The organism is Bradyrhizobium iriomotense (assembly GCF_030160715.1).
GTDB lineage: Bacteria > Pseudomonadota > Alphaproteobacteria > Rhizobiales > Xanthobacteraceae > Bradyrhizobium > Bradyrhizobium iriomotense.
Genome location: NZ_BSOW01000027.1, coordinates 87,611 through 106,727, shown reverse-complemented (window position 1 = coordinate 106,727; position 19,117 = coordinate 87,611). Strand labels below are relative to the sequence as shown.

The following is a 19,117-nucleotide window of genomic DNA, read 5'->3' as shown; positions in this document are numbered from 1 at the left end:
TATTCGGCGCTAGGGGCTGCGAGAGGCGTGGTCAGATGAGACAACACGTCGCCTTATGCCATCATGGCATCGGCGTGGTGAACGGTGTTGACTTTCCGTCATACGATCGATCACTCGTCCCGCTTCCGATCGACATCGACTGTAGATCGCCTATCTTGATCTTAATATCTGGGTGCACCCAATCCGGTGAAACGGACATCAATGGCAGGGTATCATGCTAGGGCAATAGGCTTCCGAACGTACCTGTTCGAGCCGACGGCTGGCTATCGAACAAAGAAGCTCTTCTCTTAAGGCCTGGAGAATGAGGCTTCCCAAGCGGATTGGCGCGGGGAAGGCAAAGGTCGCTATTGCGCGTAGGTTCGCCAGAGTTCTTTTAGTGCATCTGGGTCCAAGGTACGCCGTTCGATCGAGGGCAGCCGAACGAGGCGTGATCTTCCCCGATTTTCTGGCCCGGTGCTCGACCGGCCGGCGAGGTCCCGCGGGACGGCAGTTGTGGTAACCTCGGTCATTCGGCTGGTGGCGGCTCGTCCGCACTCCGCTCAGCTCGCACCATGAAGCTAGCTAGCTCGGAGCCTCGCAACTCGGTAGACCACAGGACATCACCGCCCGGTTGTCGGCGTTAGCATTCCTTCCGGTTAAGACTCGATGCCGTCATCAATGCCGAGCCAACTATCTGGCTGCGGCTCGTCTTTCTTAAGATCTAGCGCGAGATTTCTGGACAATCGAATAGCGCCAGGGCCTTCGAAGCGGCTCTCGGCTCGGCCACAATGCAAATTGCAAGGGCTATGTGGCAGACTTCGACAGGCCCATTGTTTTGGAACTCGACGATCAGCTTTTCTAGCTTGACCCTCTGCGGCCACAGGCCACCTCCGAACTTAATTCGGAGGTGGTCTAACCTCTATTTTCTCAATCGACCCAGCTGATCCCCGCTCTGTGCTGCACGCGGTGGGATGGATGACCTTCATAGAACGCGAGTCGTCCGCCGAGTGCAGGCCCGGCTCAGTATATCTTTTGTGTGGTAATTGTCGTCAAAGTCTGCCCGTTGGGGTTCCTGTAACGATTGGCGAGGCTTTGCAACAATCCTTCCATCTCCCCTGGATGAGCAGTAAGTTCTCCATAGTTAGGATCGAAAAGTGTAGTTCTTCCATTCAACGCCGATGTTGCAACTACGTGTGAGCCACCTTCGGCGAAATACAAACTGAGCAAATATTTCGATCCGTCGTCGGTGATTTTCCCCACCATGCGCGAGAGGCTCGAAGAGTCGCCGAATTTGTATACCTTCTCTTTTCCGGATGGCGCCAGGTTTGCTTCCCGCAACACCCTGTTTTGTGCCTCAAGGTCTGCCTGAGAAGCTCCTGCTCCCCCCCTTCGCAAGTAATCCTTGTGATCCTGATACCGCTCCTGCCGCACAGCCGCTGAGGCGTGCCTTTGTGATCCGGGTGTTAGCGCACTCATTCGCTCCGACGGGCTGCTGCTCAGAATGCAGAACCACTCCGCCGTCAACCCGACGCAGATGCCGTCTACATTTGCGTCATTCAATTCGGCTGTCCTGTAATCGAACAAGGAGGTGCTCCACCTCGCCGGAGAGGATGTACTGGGAATGTGAGGATCGGTGGTCTGTGGCGTGCTGACGCAGCACCCCATTTTGTCGGGCAACTCCCCAGGTGGCAGCCTCCTTCGCGACGTCAGATTTTGCCTGCTTCTGCCAAGTGAAAGCCTTTCAAACTCAATGCTAGGTGGCTGGGAAACGAGCGAGTTCGCCCCTGTTAGCACCGAAGGCGAACTCGCCTGATGATCTAGCACCGATCGGGACGACATGGCTGCAAGTATTTGCCGAAAGCTGTCGCTGTCCACCGACTGGCTCGGCTCGTGAGCTTGGTTAGGACGTGTGGATTCACTGATTCGATTATACACGGCGATTCTCGCTTCTCTTCAACGTGGATCTCTTCGCGGTGCGTTCGGGCTGCTTGGGCCCTGCTGTGAATGATATTGGGACAAGCTGATGAGAAGCTGACGGGCAGGCGTTGCCTAGCTTAGGGAACATGACGAAGATGGGAACGGTAACTTTTCCGGCCGTGAGCACGACCGCGGTGATGGCCGCGCGTGCAGGCGTCCCCCTCAAGCCTCAATAGGTGCTTGCAAGGACAGGCAATGCGGGCTCCGCAAAACAGGTTTGCGATGGATCATGGATAAAAGAAAGAAAAAAGAAAGCACGTTTGTCGTGCTGATTTGCATATTCGCCGTTCCTCAGCGAGCATTTGGTGGGAGCTGAAAGATACGAAGGAGCACCCAACGACACGAGCGAGCTGCGCAATTGAGACAGGCTGATAAAGCCTGTGCATGACTCTTCATACGTTAAGGATCGTCTCGTTCTGCACCGAGGCTTGAGCTCAGTCCAGAACATGTGATCAGGCACACGCCTTGATCGGTATAGAGCGCCACACAACGGCGAAGCAGTTCGCGTGAGTTGACCATGCGCTTTTTCCGTTCCGCTCGTTTTCAAGAGAGCTTGAATCGTACGTAGCGTCATATTGTACTGTCCTGGTCGCATCAAACGGCCTGACGCCGGTTGGGTCCTCGGAACCGTATTGAACCCATCAATGCGCCGCCGCCAATGGATGGCCAATGTCTGTTGCAAGAGTCGGGAGAACAATGACAATGCCCTGGCGCTCGGACTTGCGCCGCGGTTACCGAACTCGCCTATACCCGACCAGTTTGCTCATCGGCGCACTGACTTCGGCATCGCACTCCTGCCGGGAATTCAGTTCGTTGCAACGGGAGAAGCCCTACAACGCGGGATAACCTCGATCCAACTGCGTTTCAGCCCTAGCTATGTCATCTTTATCGCCCAGTCATCCGAGTTCATGCATGAGCAAGCCCTCATGAAGGCCGCCAGTCGGCTGCGTGGGGACGCTCTTTGTGCCGGATATTCGGGAGAACCCTGCAAATGGTTGATTCACACTCGACGAATTTACAGGACTTGGGCGGCGCGGTCCCTCCCGGCGAACGGGTTTTGGAGATAACTACGACAACGGGCTGCGTCGTCGGATGTTCTTATTGTCCGCAGGACAAATTTGCCGAGCGGCAAAGGGTCGTGTCTCATGCAAAGCATCTTCGTCTCGAAGATTTCAAGAAATGTTTGGCGCGCGTACCAAAGGCTGTCGATATCAGCTTTTCCGGGTACTCAGAGGCCTGGCTCAATCCGGCTTGCACCGAAATGGTTGAGCATGCTTACGAAGCCGGCCATAGCATTCGGATCTCCACGACACTCGTAGGAATGAAAGAGCGGAATCTACGACGCTTGCAAGCGCTGAAATTCCGGCTTTTCCTGGTGCACGTTTTTGATGACGGCACCTACATGAACAGTCGCCTAGTCAGGCGCAAATATGTCGAATTGCTACGTCAATTGGTCGACGCAGGCATTTCATCAATGCTATTCGTCGTCATGGGTGAAGTCCATCCCGAGCTTGTCGAGATAATCCCCGAGGAAGCGCTGGTTCGCTCGCGTCCGCTGAGCAGCAGGGGTGGAAGCGTCGATCCAAAGATCGTTCAGGCACGACAGCCGATCGTCGGAGTATTAAAATGTCCTGACGAACGAGAACATCGTAATGTTCTTCTCCCAAACGGCGACGTCACGCTGTGCTGCATGGATTTTGAGCGACGTCACATCTTGGGCAATCTTCTTCGCGATGAATATCAAGATCTCTTCAAAGGACCGACGTTTTGCGAAATTGTCGATCGAATGAATGGAAGGGACGGCTTTCTGCTTTGCCGGACCTGTGAATTCGCGCAACCAGTAGCGTCGGCATGCTGATTTGTGAGAGGTTGACGCCCTCCTCATCAGCACGAACCGCGCGAAAGCTGGGCGCGCACCGTGCCTGAGCTCACTATTGATCTGATCAAGGGCTCCGGCGGCGCGCGAGTACTTTGTTCATAATCGAAACACCGAACCGTGGCCGCACCACAGGGATACAGTCATGGATCGTCGGCAAGCTCTAGGGTTTTTCGCTGGTTTCGCGCTGTGTCCCCTGTGCGCGTCCGCGGCGGAGCATCGTTGGAGTTACGAGGGAGAGACCGGGCCCGACAAATGGGGCGGTCTGAATGCCGCCGACGCCGCGTGCGCGATCGGCGGCCAGCAATCACCCATCGATATAACCGGCACCATTACTGCGCCGCAGCCGCCGCTCAAGATGAGTTGGGCCAAGCGGCCGGATAGGATCGTCAACAATGGCCATACCATTCAGCTTGATCATGCTGAAGGCGATACGCTCCATTTGGGCGACCGCGGCTATGCGCTGAAGCAGCTCCACTTCCATCATCCGAGCGAGCACCTTGTCGAGGGTAAGCGCTTCGCGATGGAAGCACATTTCGTTCACGCCGATGCCGACGGGCTGGCCGTCGTTGGTGTGCTTATGGTCGCTGGAAAGCCGAACGCAGTCTTCAAAAAAATTGTCGCGGCTATGCCGTCAGACGAGGGGCGAGCCGTTCCTGCTGATCCAGCAATCGACCCCAGCCAACTGTTGCCGGCGCAACGAGCATATTACCACTATGCGGGATCACTGACGACGCCGCCGTGTAGTGAGACGGTCGATTGGATCGTCCTGGCCAATCCAATTGAGGTGGATGAGACCGACATCGCAGGCTTCGGCAAGCTCTTCCCCATGAATGCCCGTCCCGTCCAGAAGCGGGACCGGCGCTTCATTTTAAGTTCCGGGTCAGGATGATCTGGCTCTTCAGAGAGACCTGCGCTTGCGCTGGCTTATGTCGCGCGTAATGCTCGCTCCGAGATCACGGCATGTTTGGCGCGAAATGGAATGAAGGCTGACTTCGGCTATTGGCCTATTCTGTTGAAAAAGGACGGCGGATGCGACGCCGAGAAAACAACGATTCAGTCTGTCTAATTGGCAAGGCTAAGGATCATGACAGGGCATCGGCAAGTCGAACAAGCTGCGTTGTTCTGTGGGTTCTCGCTCGAAAGGCAAATCCCGCCGACCACCTACTCCGGCCGATCGACAGGCTTGCTGCCGCAGGGATTTGGTCGCTACGGGGGAAAAGCGGGCATTGCCTTCGTCGCATCACACCGCCGAGTTTACGGGTACACGGCTTACTGAAATGACCCCTAGTTGATCATTCGGGGCCGCCTCCCCTCTGGTCCGCACGCGCTACGAAGGGAAGATCCAGCGCGGATCCTGTACATGCTTCACCGCGACATTCAACTCCTCCGGGGTCGCATAGGTGGGCATTTGCGCCTCGTTGATCCAACCGAAGCCGAGATATCGGAACTGATCCGCTGGCATGGCCACCCGACTGTGGCCGAGCTCGCGAAGAAAGTGCTTCGACCAGTCGTGGATCGTATACGCCTCAAGTTTATTCATCATCATCTGCCGGCGTTCGATGCGCTCCTCTTGCGGCATGTCTGTTGCAGTTAAAATCGCGGTCGCGATGTCGTCAGGAGAGGCCGGATCCACGAGCAGCGCCCCGTTTTCGTTGAGTTCTTCTGCCGCCCCCGCGAACTTCGATAAGACCAGCACGCCTGGGTCGTTCGAATCTTGCGCAGCAACATATTCTTTCGCCACCAGGTTCATGCCGTCACGCCACGGCGTCACCAGACCAACATCCGCTGTGCGGTAGAGGCCAGCGAGTTGCATCTGCGAGAAATGACCCTTCTCATAGAGAATTGGCTTCCATCCGTCGACCGTTCCATGCCTACGATTGACGCCGCTGACGAGGCTGTCGATATCGCGCTGATATTCACTGTATGCTGGAATGTCGGCGCGCGAAGACGTCCCAATCTGCAACAGCGAGATGCTGTGCGGCTTGTCTGCCAAAACCTGGTCGAGAGCTTTGATCCGATTGTCAATACCCTTGGTATAGTCGAGGCGATCCACGCCGATTGCTAGCTTCGTGCCATCGAGTTTGTTTTGCATCGACGAGATCTCCTGTCGATGCGTCGCGAGCGATTCCACGGCATATTCTTCGAACTGCTTGGGATCGATACCGATCGGAAAGGTTTGGCACCGCGTAAGGCCGCGATCCGAGATCACAAAATCGCTGTTGCTCTCCAGTCCCAGATGCGAACGCAGGCAAGAGAGGAAATTATCCAGATCCCAACGGGTCTGAAAGCCGACTAGATCGTACGCCAGCATCGATTCCATTAGTTCGCGATGATGAGGTACCTGCTCCATCACATCAGGCTTCGGCCATGGCGTATGCAGGAAAAAGCCTATCGGTTGCTGAATCGAGAGCTCGCGCAGCTCATTGCCGAGAGGAAGAAAATGATAATCATGCACCCAAATCGCGCCTCGGTTCTTAAGCCGTGACAGCGCGCGCGCCATGGCGCGGTTGATCTCGCAATAGCTTTTGTAATGCTCCTCCGAAGCAGGAGACATCCGCTCGGTCCGCGAGTGAAATGCCGGCCACAGAGTGGAATTTGCAAATCCATAATAGAAACCATCATAGTGAGCGGCCGGTAGATCTACCTTTACAACTTCACCCCTGCCGTGCGGCTCTGGAGCATTTAGCTGCTCACTGCCCTCGCTTAGCGTCCCCGAGGACCCTATCCAAACGGCGTTAGAGCGTTCAACAACGGGCTCAAGGGCCGCGGCAAGACCACCCGTCTTGGGTTTGTTGGGATCGATGGTTGAAACACGGTTCGAAACGAAAACAAGTTTCTCATCCGGCTGCTGAGACACCATGCCGATGCCCGCCTCGTGCTGAGCAAAGACAGTATGACGGAAAAGCTCTGCATCGGCTTTACTTGACCGCTCCTGTGCTGCTTGGCTCAGGTGATGCTCAAAAGCGGCTTGGCTCATCTTCAGCTGTTCCGGTCTGGCGCGCGATGTGCCAGGCGAACTTGTACAGACAGCCTTCACGACATTAAACGGATCCACTCTGCACCTCCGATTGAGCAATCAGAGCGACGAGCTCGGGACTTCCTTGCTTTTCATGTTAGATGCTCGACCTTTCGAAAAGCTGACGAAACTTACTGCGAATAGTGGTGGCCGCACGAAAAAGCTCGAAGCGGTGGCAGGCTCTATCGTCTCCTCGATGACACGAGGGCAGTCGCGTCGTCCTATGACAAGTTCTTAGGACGACGGACTGAAGAGGAAAGCGCTTTGGAAACCAGAGTTGGCCTCTCTGAATGGTGGCCTGAGATATTGGAGAAGAACCGCCCTTCTCCTCGACAAGTTGCACGCTCGGCTACTGCACCACCCACACATATCGCCAGATGCTTTGAGGATACCGGTCTTATCCTTCATGTCTCGCTGCTTCAGCGGATCTTGAAACGTATTCATGCGACAGCCCGCTCAAAGGACTTGAATCTTACGGTGCGTCATATTGTACGTATTTCAAAGTAGCTCGCGACGGTCTCACTGGGCGTACGTTCAACACTGGCACTGACAGTTCTCATTAGCCATCTTGCCCCGCGCGTTTAAGAGCACGTCGCGATGGACACATGGCCGACCTCCTGGCCACAAATAGGACAATGACGTCCAACAGCGTTAACGTATGTGTGGTTAGGAGCGGTGCCAGTGGCACGATCGTCGCCCACGGGATCGCCCGAAACGGTTTCCAAGTGCTCGTCCTCGAAGCGGGCCGAATGCGTGCCGCCGACGCCTCGCTGGCGACAGTCCAAAATGGCATCGACGACGACGCCCTCGTGCGCTCTCCGACCGGCAAATTCATGCCATTCGGGCGCCCGTGGACTGTGTCGGCGCTCGGCGGTGGAATGACATTGTACGCTGGGATCGCCTTCCGATATCGCACCGCTGACTTCAACGCGCGAGCGCATGTAGCCCCTGACCGAATCGACCGGCCTGGCCCATCGATTACGCCGACCTACGCCCTACTACGAGGAGTTCGAACGTCGGATGGGGGTGGCCCAGCTGGCCGGCGCAGATTCACTCGAGCCGCCCAGTGATTTTGCCGCACAAATATCGCTTGCGGGGCCGATTGACCGCCAGTGCGTACGGGCGCCTGGGCCGGCTGCCGTTCCCTGCTTCGCTCGCAATCAACTCGGTCCGCTTCCATGGCCGGCCGGCCGCTGGCCTGCCTCGGGTGCTGGGCCGCGTCAACGCGAGCATCCGACGCCTCGCGTGGGGCCTTGCGCCACTAGGCGCGCTGCTTGGCGATGTAGCCGGCGGCCTGCGGCCTGCGCGACTGGCCAGCAGCGCGGTGGGCGCGACCTCCGTGCTGCGAATTCGCGATCGCCTCTGCGCCGCACCCACAGCTCGCATCTCTGAGACCACAGACAGGCTGGCAGGTCGCGCATATGGAGATCAATGAGCTCGGGGACCTCGAGCTGGGGCCGGGCCGACTGACCTTGTGGCGCATCAGCGTGCCCGGCATTGACAGCTGGCGCCCCGATCCGCGTCGGCCGTCCTATGTTCAGGAGGAGCACCTTTGCCGTTTCGACAATAGCCAGCCGGCTTGGCTGGGCGTTGCGTTTGAATGGTCGGGCGAGATCGATACCACAGCTCTGAGCAAGGCGATCCTTGGCTGGATCGACCGGCACGAGGCACTACGCTGCCGCTTCGCCAAGGATGGCTCGGTAATCCATCTCGCGACGGTTGGCCCGGGCGCGGAAACACTCGACCTAGTCGAACTCGGTGACTACGCCGATCCCGGCGAACTAGCCAGGATGCTAGAAGAAGTGTTCGACGCCAACACAAAGCCGCTGAACTGGCCGCCGTATGTCTTCGTCACAATCAGCCGGCCCGAATGCACCACTCTCATCGTCGCCTCCGACCACTCAGTCACGGACGCGTACTCAATGGCCTCGGTACCCTACGAGATCTGGGAACTCTACTCCGCAGCGATTCATGGAGTGGCCCCCCGAGTGGCGCCGGCACACAGCTATCTGGAGTATGCCGCCTCCGAGCGCGCCAGTGTGAGCGATCTGACCGACAGGTATTCGGCAATCGAACACTGGCGCGAGCTGATTGCGGCCACTGGCGGTCAACTGCCGGGTTTTCCGGTGCCACTCGGTGCACCGGGCGACGCCTTGCAGCAAACCAGACGGATCTGGCTATTTGACGCGGACAGCGCGCTGAGGTTCGATCGGGCGTGCCGCGCCCAGGGCGGACACACAACGGCCGGCTTGTTTGCATGCCTGGCTTTGGCAGGGAAGACGCTGGGCAACCAAAAGAAATTCCACTCCGTCGCACCCTTTCACACGCGAAGCGCCACGCGGTGGAAGAACTCGGTTGGCTGGTATGTCGGGATGAGCCCGGTCAGCTTCAAAGTGACCGACGCGTTCCCAGATCTCCTGCGTTCCGCCAGACTCGAACTGAAGCGGGCCAGAAGAACCGCGCAGGTGCCATTTTCCAAAGCAATGGAAGTGCTAGGCAGGACACTGCGCGATCGCTTTGTGGTCTCCTATATGGACGATCGGGTGGTGCCCGGGTCGGATTGCTGGGCGCGCTGGCGAACGAGATTTCTGATAAGCCGCTGCAGCGACCCGCAGGAGGTATACGTGTGGGTCAGCCGATCGCACGAGGAATCTGCCTGAATTTCCGTCACCCCGGCACGACGACCGCCCGCAGCGCGGTGGACCGCTATTTCGCCGAAGTCGCCACGCTGGCCAACGGGATCAGCGGCGCATTGCCGCGGCCAGTCATGGTGGACGACTGATTTCGCTAGCGGCGTGCTCGCGTTTTACCGATCGAAAACACGTCTCGTAGCGAACTCAACCGTAGCTGCCTCGGGGAGGATCGCGTGGTGTGCGCGCGAAGCAAAGGGACCGTTCAGCACGATGGCTCGGCGCGAGATCGGTCATGGAAGCGTTGTGAGCGGCGAGTGTCACGGTGCAGCTCCCATGACATTGGCCGGTGTCCGGTCCGCGTCCCCCTCGCCGCAAAGGTGAGCATGCAATGCGGCCACACATTGATCTGCGTTCTTGTTGTCACGTTTTTGGCCGGGGACAATCGTGAGATCGGCAAGCTGATAGAATGGCGCGCGCTCGCGGACCAGCTGCGCGATCTTGTCCTGCCGGTTCGCGGTCTGCAACAGCGGCCGGGTGGTGTCACGACTAAGGCGTTTCCTGATCTCGCCTAGGTCGGTATTGAGCCAGATCGAGACCGCCTTCTCGGCGACGTGGCGCCGCGTCTCCTCACGCATGAACGCGCCGCCACCGGTTGCCAGCACCACCGGCCCCCTCTCGAGAAACCGCGCGATCGACCTCGCCTCGAGGTCCCTGAAATGCTGCTCTCCTTTGGTCTCAAAAAGGTTCGTTATCGACACGCGAGCCGTCGCCTCGATTTTTTTGTCGGAATCGATGAAGGGCAGCCCCAGTCGTCGCGCAAGATAGGGGCCAATGGTGGATTTTCCTGAACCGGGCATGCCGACGAGCACGATCGGCCGCCCGTCAAGAGCCGCGACAACCTCCTTTGCATTAGGTTTGAGCGTCCTTGACTGTTCGGCAGATCGTAAGCCGAAGGCCGCGCCGACGCCACCGGCGCGCATCCCTTCGATTGACCAGTGTGAAATGTTTCCGACACCTTCGGGTATCGCAACTTCTTTGCAGACCTCTCGCACGCGCTGCGCGAGTTGCTCCATCTTACTGGGATCCGGTGCATCGCTTCTGCGCCGTCGCTGCAGCTCCTTATACGTGTCGTGATTGGCAATTTTGGCCTGGTAGCTGCCCGGCGTATGGAATTCCGTTTCGAAGCGGTAGCCATCCGGCGTGGCGAGCACGGTCTTCATGCCAACAAACGTCGGAGCGCTCATCCTGAACCAGTTGGTTGTGCTGATTTCGGCGTAGCCTTGCTCCTCAAACGCCAGTATGGCTTGCCGGAAGGCACGCCCAAAGTCCTTATCGGGAACTTCGAAGACGTGGCGAACGGCATTGCTGATTAGCTGTGAGTCGCCTTCGGAAGCATCATTCATCTCCATCAGTTGATCTCTGAGCGAGTTCTCCGATCTCAACCGATTCTCGAGATGGGGCATTTTCACATCGACGCCCGTTTGCCGGAGGTTTTCGGCAACCTGTAGCACCGCTGCAGTGATCTCCTTCTCTTCGGCCGCGGCGCGGGCGGCCTCAATTTGGGCGCGCTCTGAAGCCTGCTCGCGGGTTAGCGTTGAAGTGACGGCAGATTCCTCGGCTGGCTGTCGGCCAAAGGGACCAGGTAGAATCCCTTTCTCCGCAGCTAGCTTAATCGAGGCTTCCATGATTGAAGCCGCCAATGTGGGATTGGCCTTCAGATCCTCCAAGGTCGTGTCGACATTGAACCTGCCGTGGTTGAGGGTTGCCGCCATGCTCTTGACATAGGGCACAGGCTTCACGCCCGGCGTCTGTTGCAGCAGCCGCTGGAGTCCTTGGCTTTTCTTCATAAAAAGCTCGACGCTCGTGTCGGATTTAAAGGCGTCCGTTCCGACCTTGATACCGAGGCTCAGGAGGTTGCTTGCGCTCTGCACGAGGTCATCCGCAATGTACCCATCCGGACGCGGATCGATGCGCGCAGGATAGTGGTCGAGCAGGGCCTGGATGCGGTCGCGTGGGTGAATGGCTGCCGGATAAGCCTCCGCTAGGTTTGGGAAAAGCTCCGTCAGCGCTGGGCTTACCGTCAGTTTGGTGTCGCTAACGCTTTCGGCTGTTTCGGGCAGCACCTGCTCATCCGTGCTTTCTGCCCACGCCTGGAGGTCGGTGACGAGCAACTCGGAAAACTCGTGGGCCACAGGATGGTCTGCGACCTTGATCTCGCGCCTCGCTCTGTCGAGCTTGGCCTCTATATCCTGGCTACTCACCTGTTCCTGATTCAGTAGCTGACGGATGTCGCGGCGTAGCTCGTGGTGAACGCCCTCGTAAGTTCCAAACACGGCACGCTCGGCAAACCAGCGTCGTGCTTGATGGGACTGCGCCAGAAAGCTGCGCTGCAGGCCGCTGTAAATTTCCAAAGCATCCCGCGTCGCCGCGAGAATCTGGTTGGCACGACCGAATTGGTAATTGTTGCCCTCGATCGCCGGGGTATACGATTTCGGCGGCTTGAGCGAACGAACTCCGCGAGCTTGCTCCTTCTCGTCAAACTGGCGAACATGCTCATAAAGCTGCGGCCGGTCGCCGATAATAACGACGGTATCCCCGTCGAAGTCGCCGTCGAGATTTTTCTGCTCGTCAGTCGGGACGGCAACCAACGACCCCGGAGCAAACACCTCAGTCGCCTGCAGGATGCCGACGCAGTCGACCGGCGTGTCTACCCTGGCGCGGTCCTTACGCTCGGTCCAGCTCGAATGGCACTTGACGTCCTCGGCCGACATCACGAGCCCACGGTCGGCGTAGTCGGCCGGCCACATCTCATCCGGCACCACGATCAAGATGCCTTTGGCAAAGAAACTGGGATCGTGGGCCGCCAGCTCCTCCCGCGATTTCTGGGCGACACTGAAACTGTATTGCATGGCCACGCATCGATCGAGGAATGCCGCAGTCGGATCCTCATCAGCTGCCGACTTGACTCGTTCGGCGGCGAGCGGGCGCAGGTTGGGCTTGTCATAGGGAGATCGCCCGATCAGCACGCCTCCCGTTCCCGTCAACGTCTCGCTCTTGCGCTTCGGCACATGGAGGTCATTATCACTGGACGGAACGGCAACCGCACCGGGACCATCGATGTGGCCTGCCGTCACCATGCGAAACAGCTGCTCGCCTATCAGGCTTCCCTCTCCTCTGCTGTCAAGCCAAGTCTTGGTCTTCTCGCGGGCCTCGTCCGCCACCCGCTCGTTGCGCGGATAATGTTGCAGCGCCGAGGCAGGCACGGACGATCTCCTTGCCTCACCAAAGGCCGGCATCCGATCGGGGCCTTCCTGGGGGCCAGCCCGGCGAATAGCTGGCATTAGCTCGGCGAGCGAGGCCTTGATGAAGCCACAGCCGTCGTGCGGTCGCAAAGCAATCGGGCCTTCCGGTCCAGTCAGTTTGAAGGGATGCGCCTCGTTGGTCGGGCGGTCCGGCGCCAGCAACAGCCGGAAGGCGCCCTCCAGCGCGTAGTCGTGAGGGCCTAGATCCTTCAGGGCTGGTGGCGCCGCAAACCCCCTACGCTGAGTATACCAATAGGCCTCTTTGAACGGCGCCCAGGCGCGCAACAGCTTCTCGAACGACGTGCCCGGAGCGGTTTCGGCATAGGGAATGGCGAGCAGCTTTCCCCCCGAAGACGCTGCGGCCGGTTCACCTGGAGCATGGGTGGCGATTTCCAACACGGTCCGTTTTGGTGCCTTCAACTTGCTGCCGCCGAACAGGTCCATGCGATATGGCACACCCTTATACGTGAGCGTACGCGCCAGCATGAAAGCGCTCGGCTTTGCTGGCAGCTGCACCGCCACCACCTCTATCGCTCCCGAGGTCAGCCTGTGAAAAATCGAATATCGTGTCTCGGGCTCCGTGGGTAGTAGCCGCCCCTGCATGTCCACCACTGGCAACCGCATCAGACCCGCTTCGCCCTGTGGGGGCCTGGGCTCGTGATCCATGGCTCGCAAGACCTCGTGGACATCGAATACGGCCGCCTGATATTTGGCCTGAATCGTTGCCGCATTCTGCTCGACGAATGTGTCCAACGCATCGACCGGACTATCCGCCTCGATCTGCGCGATCAGGTTCCAGCTCATGTTGGAAAGATCGCCTTGGATGAGGTCGCGCGTCCTGTCGAGGATCTTTCTAGTCCCGTCCTGCAGCTCGTGCTGCCTCATCCGCAAATCGGACTTCTTGCCCTCGACGTCAGGGCGCTTGAACATGTTCGCTAAGATCGCGCGAGCTTTGAGCACCTGATAGATCGAGAGGGCGGGAGCGCGACTGGCGAGCGGCCCACGGATTTGCTCGGCCTTGCTTGCGTTGAAATGTGCCTTGATCTTTTGCTCCACAACGGGTTGGAGGTCGTTCAGCAAGTAGAGCGCCTGTCTCCGGTGCCAGCGCAGGTGCGGGCTGCGCGCCAGCGGCACCAGAGCGGCACAAAGATTGCCCATGGTTTCGAGGTTATTCTCAGCGGCAAATTCAGGGGCACGAAGCAATTGGTTGAGCCGATCTAACCCGGTCGGTGCGAGTAAACCAAGATCCTCGATCAGCCGGGCCTTCGCCAGTGCCTTGAAAATGCTGGCAATGGTCAGCACATCGCTGTGCGCCACCCGATCATTGGCATAGTGCAGGTGATGGGCCAGCTGATGTAAGCGATCCTTCAGCAGAGCGGTCTCTATGATCTCCCCTGCATCTTCCCCTCTCGTGATACTTCGCCCCAGGGCATTGGCGATCATGCTGAACTGAGGCGTCGTAAAGGCACCGAATCGTTGGCCTCCCCGGCCCAGTCCACGCGCGATGTCCACTACCGCCCGGCGGCACGCCGCTTCTTCTGGCCACTTGCTGAAGCCATTCACCAGGTATGCCAATTGCAGCGGCGTGAAATCGGGGAGCGGGCGGCGACAGACCTCACGCGCAATCACGACAGCGGTTTGGCAAATGTCCATATCTTCCGACCACTTGCTAAAGCCGTTCACCAGCGTCGACAGAGCTTGATTATCGGCGTGAGAGAGCCGGTCGCCGTCAACGAGCTCACTTGCAATCGCTACTGTGGCCTGGCGCGCGTCCTCCTTTTCCGGCCACTTGCTGAAGCCGTTCACCAGATTCGCCAGCTCCTGCTGAGTAAACCGAAAGAGTTGATCGCTACCGCGACGGACCTCTCGGGCGATCGCGACTGTGGCTTGGCCCGTGTTCGCATCTTCCGTCCACTTGCTGAAACCGTTCACTAGATTTGCCAGCTCCTGCCGAGTAAAAGCGGAGAGTTGGTCGCTGCGGCGGCAGACCTCACCGGCAATCGCGACTGTGGCCCGGCGGGTGTCCTCGTCCCGCCACTTGCCGAAGCCGTTCGTCAGGTTTGCCAGTCCCTGGCTAGTCAAAGCAGAGAGACTATCAGCGCGGCGATGGACCTCGCCTGCGATAGCGATTGTGCCCAGGCGAGAGGACTCCTCTTGCGGCCATTTGCTGAAGCCATTCACCAGGTTCGCCAGTTCCTGCTGAGTAAAACCAGACGGTTGGCGCCAAAGAACTTCACTGGCGATCGCAATTGTGCCCTGGAGAGCCGACTCCTCTCCCGGCCACTTGCTGAAGCCGTTCACCAGATTAGCCAGCTCCTGTTGAGTAAAATCAGACGGTGTGCGCCGAAGGACTTCGCTGGCGATCGCGATCGTGCCCTGGAGAGCGGAATCCTCTTGCGGCCACTTGCTGAAACCGCTCACTAGGTTCGCCAGCTCTTGTCCCGTAAAAACAGAGAGTTGGTCGGTGCGGCGATAGATCTCATCGGCGATCGCGAGCGCAGCCCGTTGCGTGTCGCCCTCCCCCGGCCACTTGCTAAAACCGTTGACCAGGTTTGCCAATCCCTGGCTGGAGAAAACAGAGAGGCGGTCAGCCCGACGATGGATCTCACGCGCGATCTCGACTGTGCCAAGGCGAGAGGGCTCTTCTTCCGGCCACTTGCTGAATCCGTTCACCAGGACCGCCAGACCCTGCTCGGTAAACTCCGGCAGTCGCGTGGCCCGGCCGCAGAGTTCGGTGGCGATCAAGCCTGCAGCTTGCAGACAGGCCTCTGCTGTTGGCCGTTTGCTCAAGCCATTCATCAGGATTGCCAACTGCCGGTCATTGAAATGGAAGAGCCCTTCGGCGCCGCGGCGGACGAGCTCACTTGCGGCGGCAATTATAGCTTGGCCTGTGTCCTGCTCTTCCGGCCACTTGCTGAAGCCGTTTACCAGGCTCGTTAATTGCTGCGGGTTAAAGTCAGGAAGTCCGCCATCGCTGATGGCGCGGCGGCGCAGTTCAACAGCGATCAAACCTGCAGCTTGCAAACAGGCATCCTCTTCCGGCCATTTGCTGAAGCCGTTCACCACCGCCGCTAAGTGTCGTTGAGTAAATACCGAAAGTTCGTCCGCACGGCCAAGGACGGCATCGGCGATTGCGACTGCGGCTTGGCGGCAGTTCAGTTCTCCCTTTGGCCACTTGCCGAAAGCATTGGCCAGGAGTGCCAAGTGGTGTGGAGTAAAATCAGGCAGTTTGTCATCGCGGGCGGCACGGCGGCAGAATTCGGTCGCGATCAAGCCTGCCGCTTTGAGGCAGTCCTCCATCTCCGGCCAGTTGCTGAACGCATTGAACAAGTTCGTCACTTCCGACGGAGTAAAATCAGGGAGTAGATCGGCGCGTGCAATAACCTCCTTGGCGATCGCGATTTTTGCCGAACCAGACCCGCCTTCGTCTGGCCACTTGATGAACCCGTCGGCCAGGCTCGCCAGTCCCTGCGGATCAAAATCAGAGAGCCCTTCGTTGCGTGCGGCGATCTCGTTGGCGATCGCGACTGTGGTCTCGCGACAAATCGTCTCTTTCGGCCACTTGCTGAAACCGCTCACCAGATTCGAAAGTCCCTGCGGATCAAAAGCAGAAAGATCTTCTTTGCGCGCGAGGATCTCGTTGGCGATCGCGACTGTAACGTCGCGACATTGTTCCGGCCATTTGCTGAAGCCGTTCACCAAGCTTGCCAGGCCTAGCGGACCAAAAGCAGGAAACTGGCCGTCACGGTCCGCGCGGGACAGGATCTCACCCGCCATTTTTGCGGTAGCTCGGCGACAGATTTCCTCGGGCCTGCTACTGAAACCGCTTACCAGGTTGGCAAGGAGCTGTGGAGTAAGACTCGAGAGCCGGCTTGCCTCGGCGTGAACAACCTCGTCGGCAATCGCAAGGGTCGCTTCGTTGCAACCCGTGTCGTCCGGCCATTTGGTGAACCCGTTCACCAGGTTCGCCAAGTGCTGAGGAGTAAAATCAAAGAGCCCGTCGGCGCGGGTGGCGCGTTGACAGAGTGCGGCGCCGATGAAGCCCGCGGCTCGACTAGAATTTGCCTCTTCCGGCCACTTGCTGAAGCCGTTCACCAGGTTCGCCAAGTGCTGCGGAATAAAATCAGAGAGCCCAGCGTCGCGCGCGGCGCGGCGGCAGAATTGGGCCGCAATTTCGACGGTACCCCTGCGGCATCCCGCCTCGTTTGACCACTTGCTGAACCCGTTCACCAGATTTGCAAGATCCTGCGAGACAAAACCACGGAGCTCGTTGTTTTGGGCGCGGCGAAATACCTCGTCGCCGATCGCGGCTGTGGCTCGGCGGGCGTGCTCCTGTTCCGGCCACTTGCTGAAACCATTCACCAGGTTAGCCAGTCCCTGTGAAGTAAATTCAGGAAGTTGATCGGGGCGTGCGACGATCTCCTTGGCGATCGCAGCAATAGCCTCGCCGCAGCGGTCATCCGGCCACTTGCCGAACCCGTTCACCAGGTTGGCTAGACCCTGCTGATTAAAATCGAATAGCCCGTCCCTACGAGCGGCGCGGCGGCTAAGTTCGCCAGCAAGCAAGACCGCGGCTTGGGAGCAGTGTGCCTGTTCAGGCCACTTGCTAAAGCCGTTCACCAGGTTCGCCAGGTTCTGCGGAATGTATTCAGACAGGCGGGCTTCACAAACCTCCCGGGCGATCACTTCTGTGGCTTGGCCACAGCTCTCCTCGTCTGGACATTTACTGAAGCCGTTGACCAGCAATGCCAGACTTTGATTTTGCAGTTCCTGAACCGCAAAGCTTTCATCGCAGCAAAATTCGGCGATGTTGATGATTGCCGCGCGGCATTCCACCGCTGAGGGATTCCGACCGAACGATGATGCGAAGAGCGAGAGGGCACTGGGATTCATTTGCTTCATAAGCGTCTTGTCAAGACGCGACACCCGGACTGCTAAGGCCCGGCAAGCGTTCATGCCGGCCTCACCTCCGGCTTCGCGGCTCACCGCGTTGCATGTCGTGGCGTACCCCCAAGACGAGCGGATATTTTCTTCCAACTGCGGCAAAAATCGAACGTCGAAACGAGCAGCCGCGATTTGAAGGAACTCTGAAAGATCCTGCCTCCGTAGCAGCTTGCTGTAACGTACCACTTCACGTGAGAATGTGCCGATGTCGCGAGCGCTGGCGATTTCTCTTAGCGCAGTATTCAGTTCATCCGATCGTCTAGAATGTCTTTCCGGTATTGCACCTTGGACGTTCTGCGTGGTTGCATGGTCGATGTGCGGCCTTCCTGGTGCGCCACTCAAGCCAGAGACGGATTGGCTATACGGGGCCAGCCCGCCTGTTTGCGAGCGTTCGACCGCTCGATCGGCGCGCCGCCGGCCGCCATCTGAACGCGACGCGTCAGCTTCCAGATTGGGCGCGCCAACATGAGTTCGATGGACTCGCTCCGAGCTCTCAGCCTGGGTTGGCTGCGCAGGAACACCGCCGACGCGCCAGCTTCCTGGCCTGTCACTCTCGGACGCGGATTGAGTATTCGCTGAGAGCTCGCCTCTTTGCGAGCTCTCAGCCGTTCGGTGGGCACGCCACCGACCGCCATCAGAACGCGACGGGCGTGCTTCCCGATTTGCTGCGCCATCATAAGTACGATCGCATCGTTCCGAACCTTCACGCTGGATCGGCTGCGTCGGCGCATTGGCGACGTGCCGCCTTCCTGGTCTGCCACTCCCCTCAGACACGGATTGCGCATCCGGCGGGCGTCTGCCCGCGTGCGAGCTTCCAGCCTCTCGATCGGCGCGCCAGGACTCCTCGCCACGCAACGGGCCTGCATCTCGACTTTGTCCCCCACCGTCACGTCTATAAGGTCGCTGCGGGCCTCGGCCTTGGACCGTCTGGATGGGTACATCATGGACGCGTTCCCCTTCCGGTCCGCTAGCTGGGCGCGACGTCTGCGAGCGTGCTAGTGAGCTTTCAGCCTCTGAATCGTCGCGCCGCAGCTCCCCATCAAATCGCGATGAGCCGGATTCCGGCAAGGAGCGGAAACGACGACGGCTCCCACCCATTGAGCCCTGCAGCGCGGCTCTAAGGAGTCGATGTGGGCCGGCGGGAGGACCGGCAAGCCGGCCCGCATTGGCGCGCGGCGTGACGCGAGAGTATGCAGCATCTGAATCCTGAGGCTCAGAGCGCATCCGCTCCACAACAGAATTGAATGATCGGCCCTCTTCACCCCGGCCAGAAGCCGGGCCAGTGCTAGAACCCTCAGCGCCTCGACTTTCGTTGGCACCAAATTCCGAAATGGGCGATTTGCCGCGCTCGTCTATGGGCCTCATAATCCATCTCCAATGTAGCGGA

At 58.8% G+C, this 19,117-nt stretch carries 7 protein-coding genes and 1 pseudogene; 5 read left to right on the top strand and 3 right to left on the bottom strand.

Going from position 1 to position 19,117, the window contains the following annotated elements:
• Positions 1 to 25: 25 nt before the first annotated feature.
• A pseudogene (locus QQL28_RS46255) lies at positions 26 to 431 on the top strand (transposase); the annotation flags it as partial.
• 568 nt (positions 432 to 999) lie between these two features.
• Here QQL28_RS46255 and QQL28_RS32145 read toward each other — a convergent pair.
• A complete protein-coding gene (locus QQL28_RS32145) occupies positions 1,000 to 1,563 on the bottom strand; it encodes a YopT-type cysteine protease domain-containing protein (RefSeq protein ID WP_284271988.1) in 564 nt (187 codons plus the stop codon).
• A gap of 1,384 nt (positions 1,564 to 2,947) precedes the next feature.
• On the opposite strand from QQL28_RS32145, the gene QQL28_RS32140 reads away from it, so the two are divergent.
• Both QQL28_RS32140 and QQL28_RS32135 read left to right on the top strand, forming a co-directional pair.
• Positions 2,948 to 3,814, top strand: a complete 867-nt coding sequence (locus QQL28_RS32140) for a radical SAM/SPASM domain-containing protein (protein WP_284271987.1) — start codon at positions 2,948 to 2,950, stop codon at positions 3,812 to 3,814.
• Positions 3,815 to 3,977: 163 nt separating this feature from the next.
• Complete coding sequence (locus tag QQL28_RS32135; RefSeq protein ID WP_284271985.1) at positions 3,978 to 4,724, top strand: carbonic anhydrase; 747 nt, start codon at positions 3,978 to 3,980, stop codon at positions 4,722 to 4,724.
• Between the two features lie 438 nt (positions 4,725 to 5,162).
• Here QQL28_RS32135 and QQL28_RS32130 read toward each other — a convergent pair whose 3' ends face one another.
• The gene (locus QQL28_RS32130; protein ID WP_284271982.1) at positions 5,163 to 6,890 is read right to left on the bottom strand and encodes an alpha,alpha-trehalose-phosphate synthase (UDP-forming); all 1,728 of its coding nucleotides are present in this window, start codon (positions 6,888 to 6,890) and stop codon (positions 5,163 to 5,165) included.
• A 1,382-nt stretch (positions 6,891 to 8,272) separates the two neighbouring features.
• Here QQL28_RS32130 and QQL28_RS32125 point away from each other — a divergent pair.
• Together QQL28_RS32125 and QQL28_RS32120 are read left to right on the top strand one after the other, a co-directional pair.
• Positions 8,273 to 9,511: a condensation domain-containing protein gene (locus QQL28_RS32125; protein ID WP_284271980.1), complete on the top strand. Its 1,239-nt coding sequence runs from the start codon at positions 8,273 to 8,275 to the stop codon at positions 9,509 to 9,511.
• The gene (locus QQL28_RS32120; protein ID WP_284271977.1) at positions 9,478 to 9,633 is read left to right on the top strand and encodes a hypothetical protein; all 156 of its coding nucleotides are present in this window, start codon (positions 9,478 to 9,480) and stop codon (positions 9,631 to 9,633) included. Before QQL28_RS32125 ends, QQL28_RS32120 begins: the two co-directional genes overlap by 34 nt.
• Before the next feature lie 168 nt (positions 9,634 to 9,801).
• Here the strand turns inward: QQL28_RS32120 and QQL28_RS32115 are convergent, their stop codons facing one another.
• Positions 9,802 to 17,688 carry a shikimate kinase gene (locus QQL28_RS32115; protein ID WP_284271975.1) on the bottom strand — a complete coding sequence of 2,629 codons (7,887 nt, stop codon included), beginning with the start codon at positions 17,686 to 17,688 and terminating at the stop codon, positions 9,802 to 9,804.
• Between the last annotated feature and the right edge of the window lie 1,429 nt (positions 17,689 to 19,117).

Coding starts and splice junctions, on each gene's coding strand:
- QQL28_RS32140 (WP_284271987.1), top strand. CDS start 2,948: ATGGTTGATTCACACTCGACGAATTTACAGGACTTGGGCGGCGCGGTC.
- QQL28_RS32135 (WP_284271985.1), top strand. CDS start 3,978: ATGGATCGTCGGCAAGCTCTAGGGTTTTTCGCTGGTTTCGCGCTGTGT.
- QQL28_RS32125 (WP_284271980.1), top strand. CDS start 8,273: ATGGAGATCAATGAGCTCGGGGACCTCGAGCTGGGGCCGGGCCGACTG.
- QQL28_RS32115 (WP_284271975.1), bottom strand. CDS start 17,688: ATGAAGCAAATGAATCCCAGTGCCCTCTCGCTCTTCGCATCATCGTTC.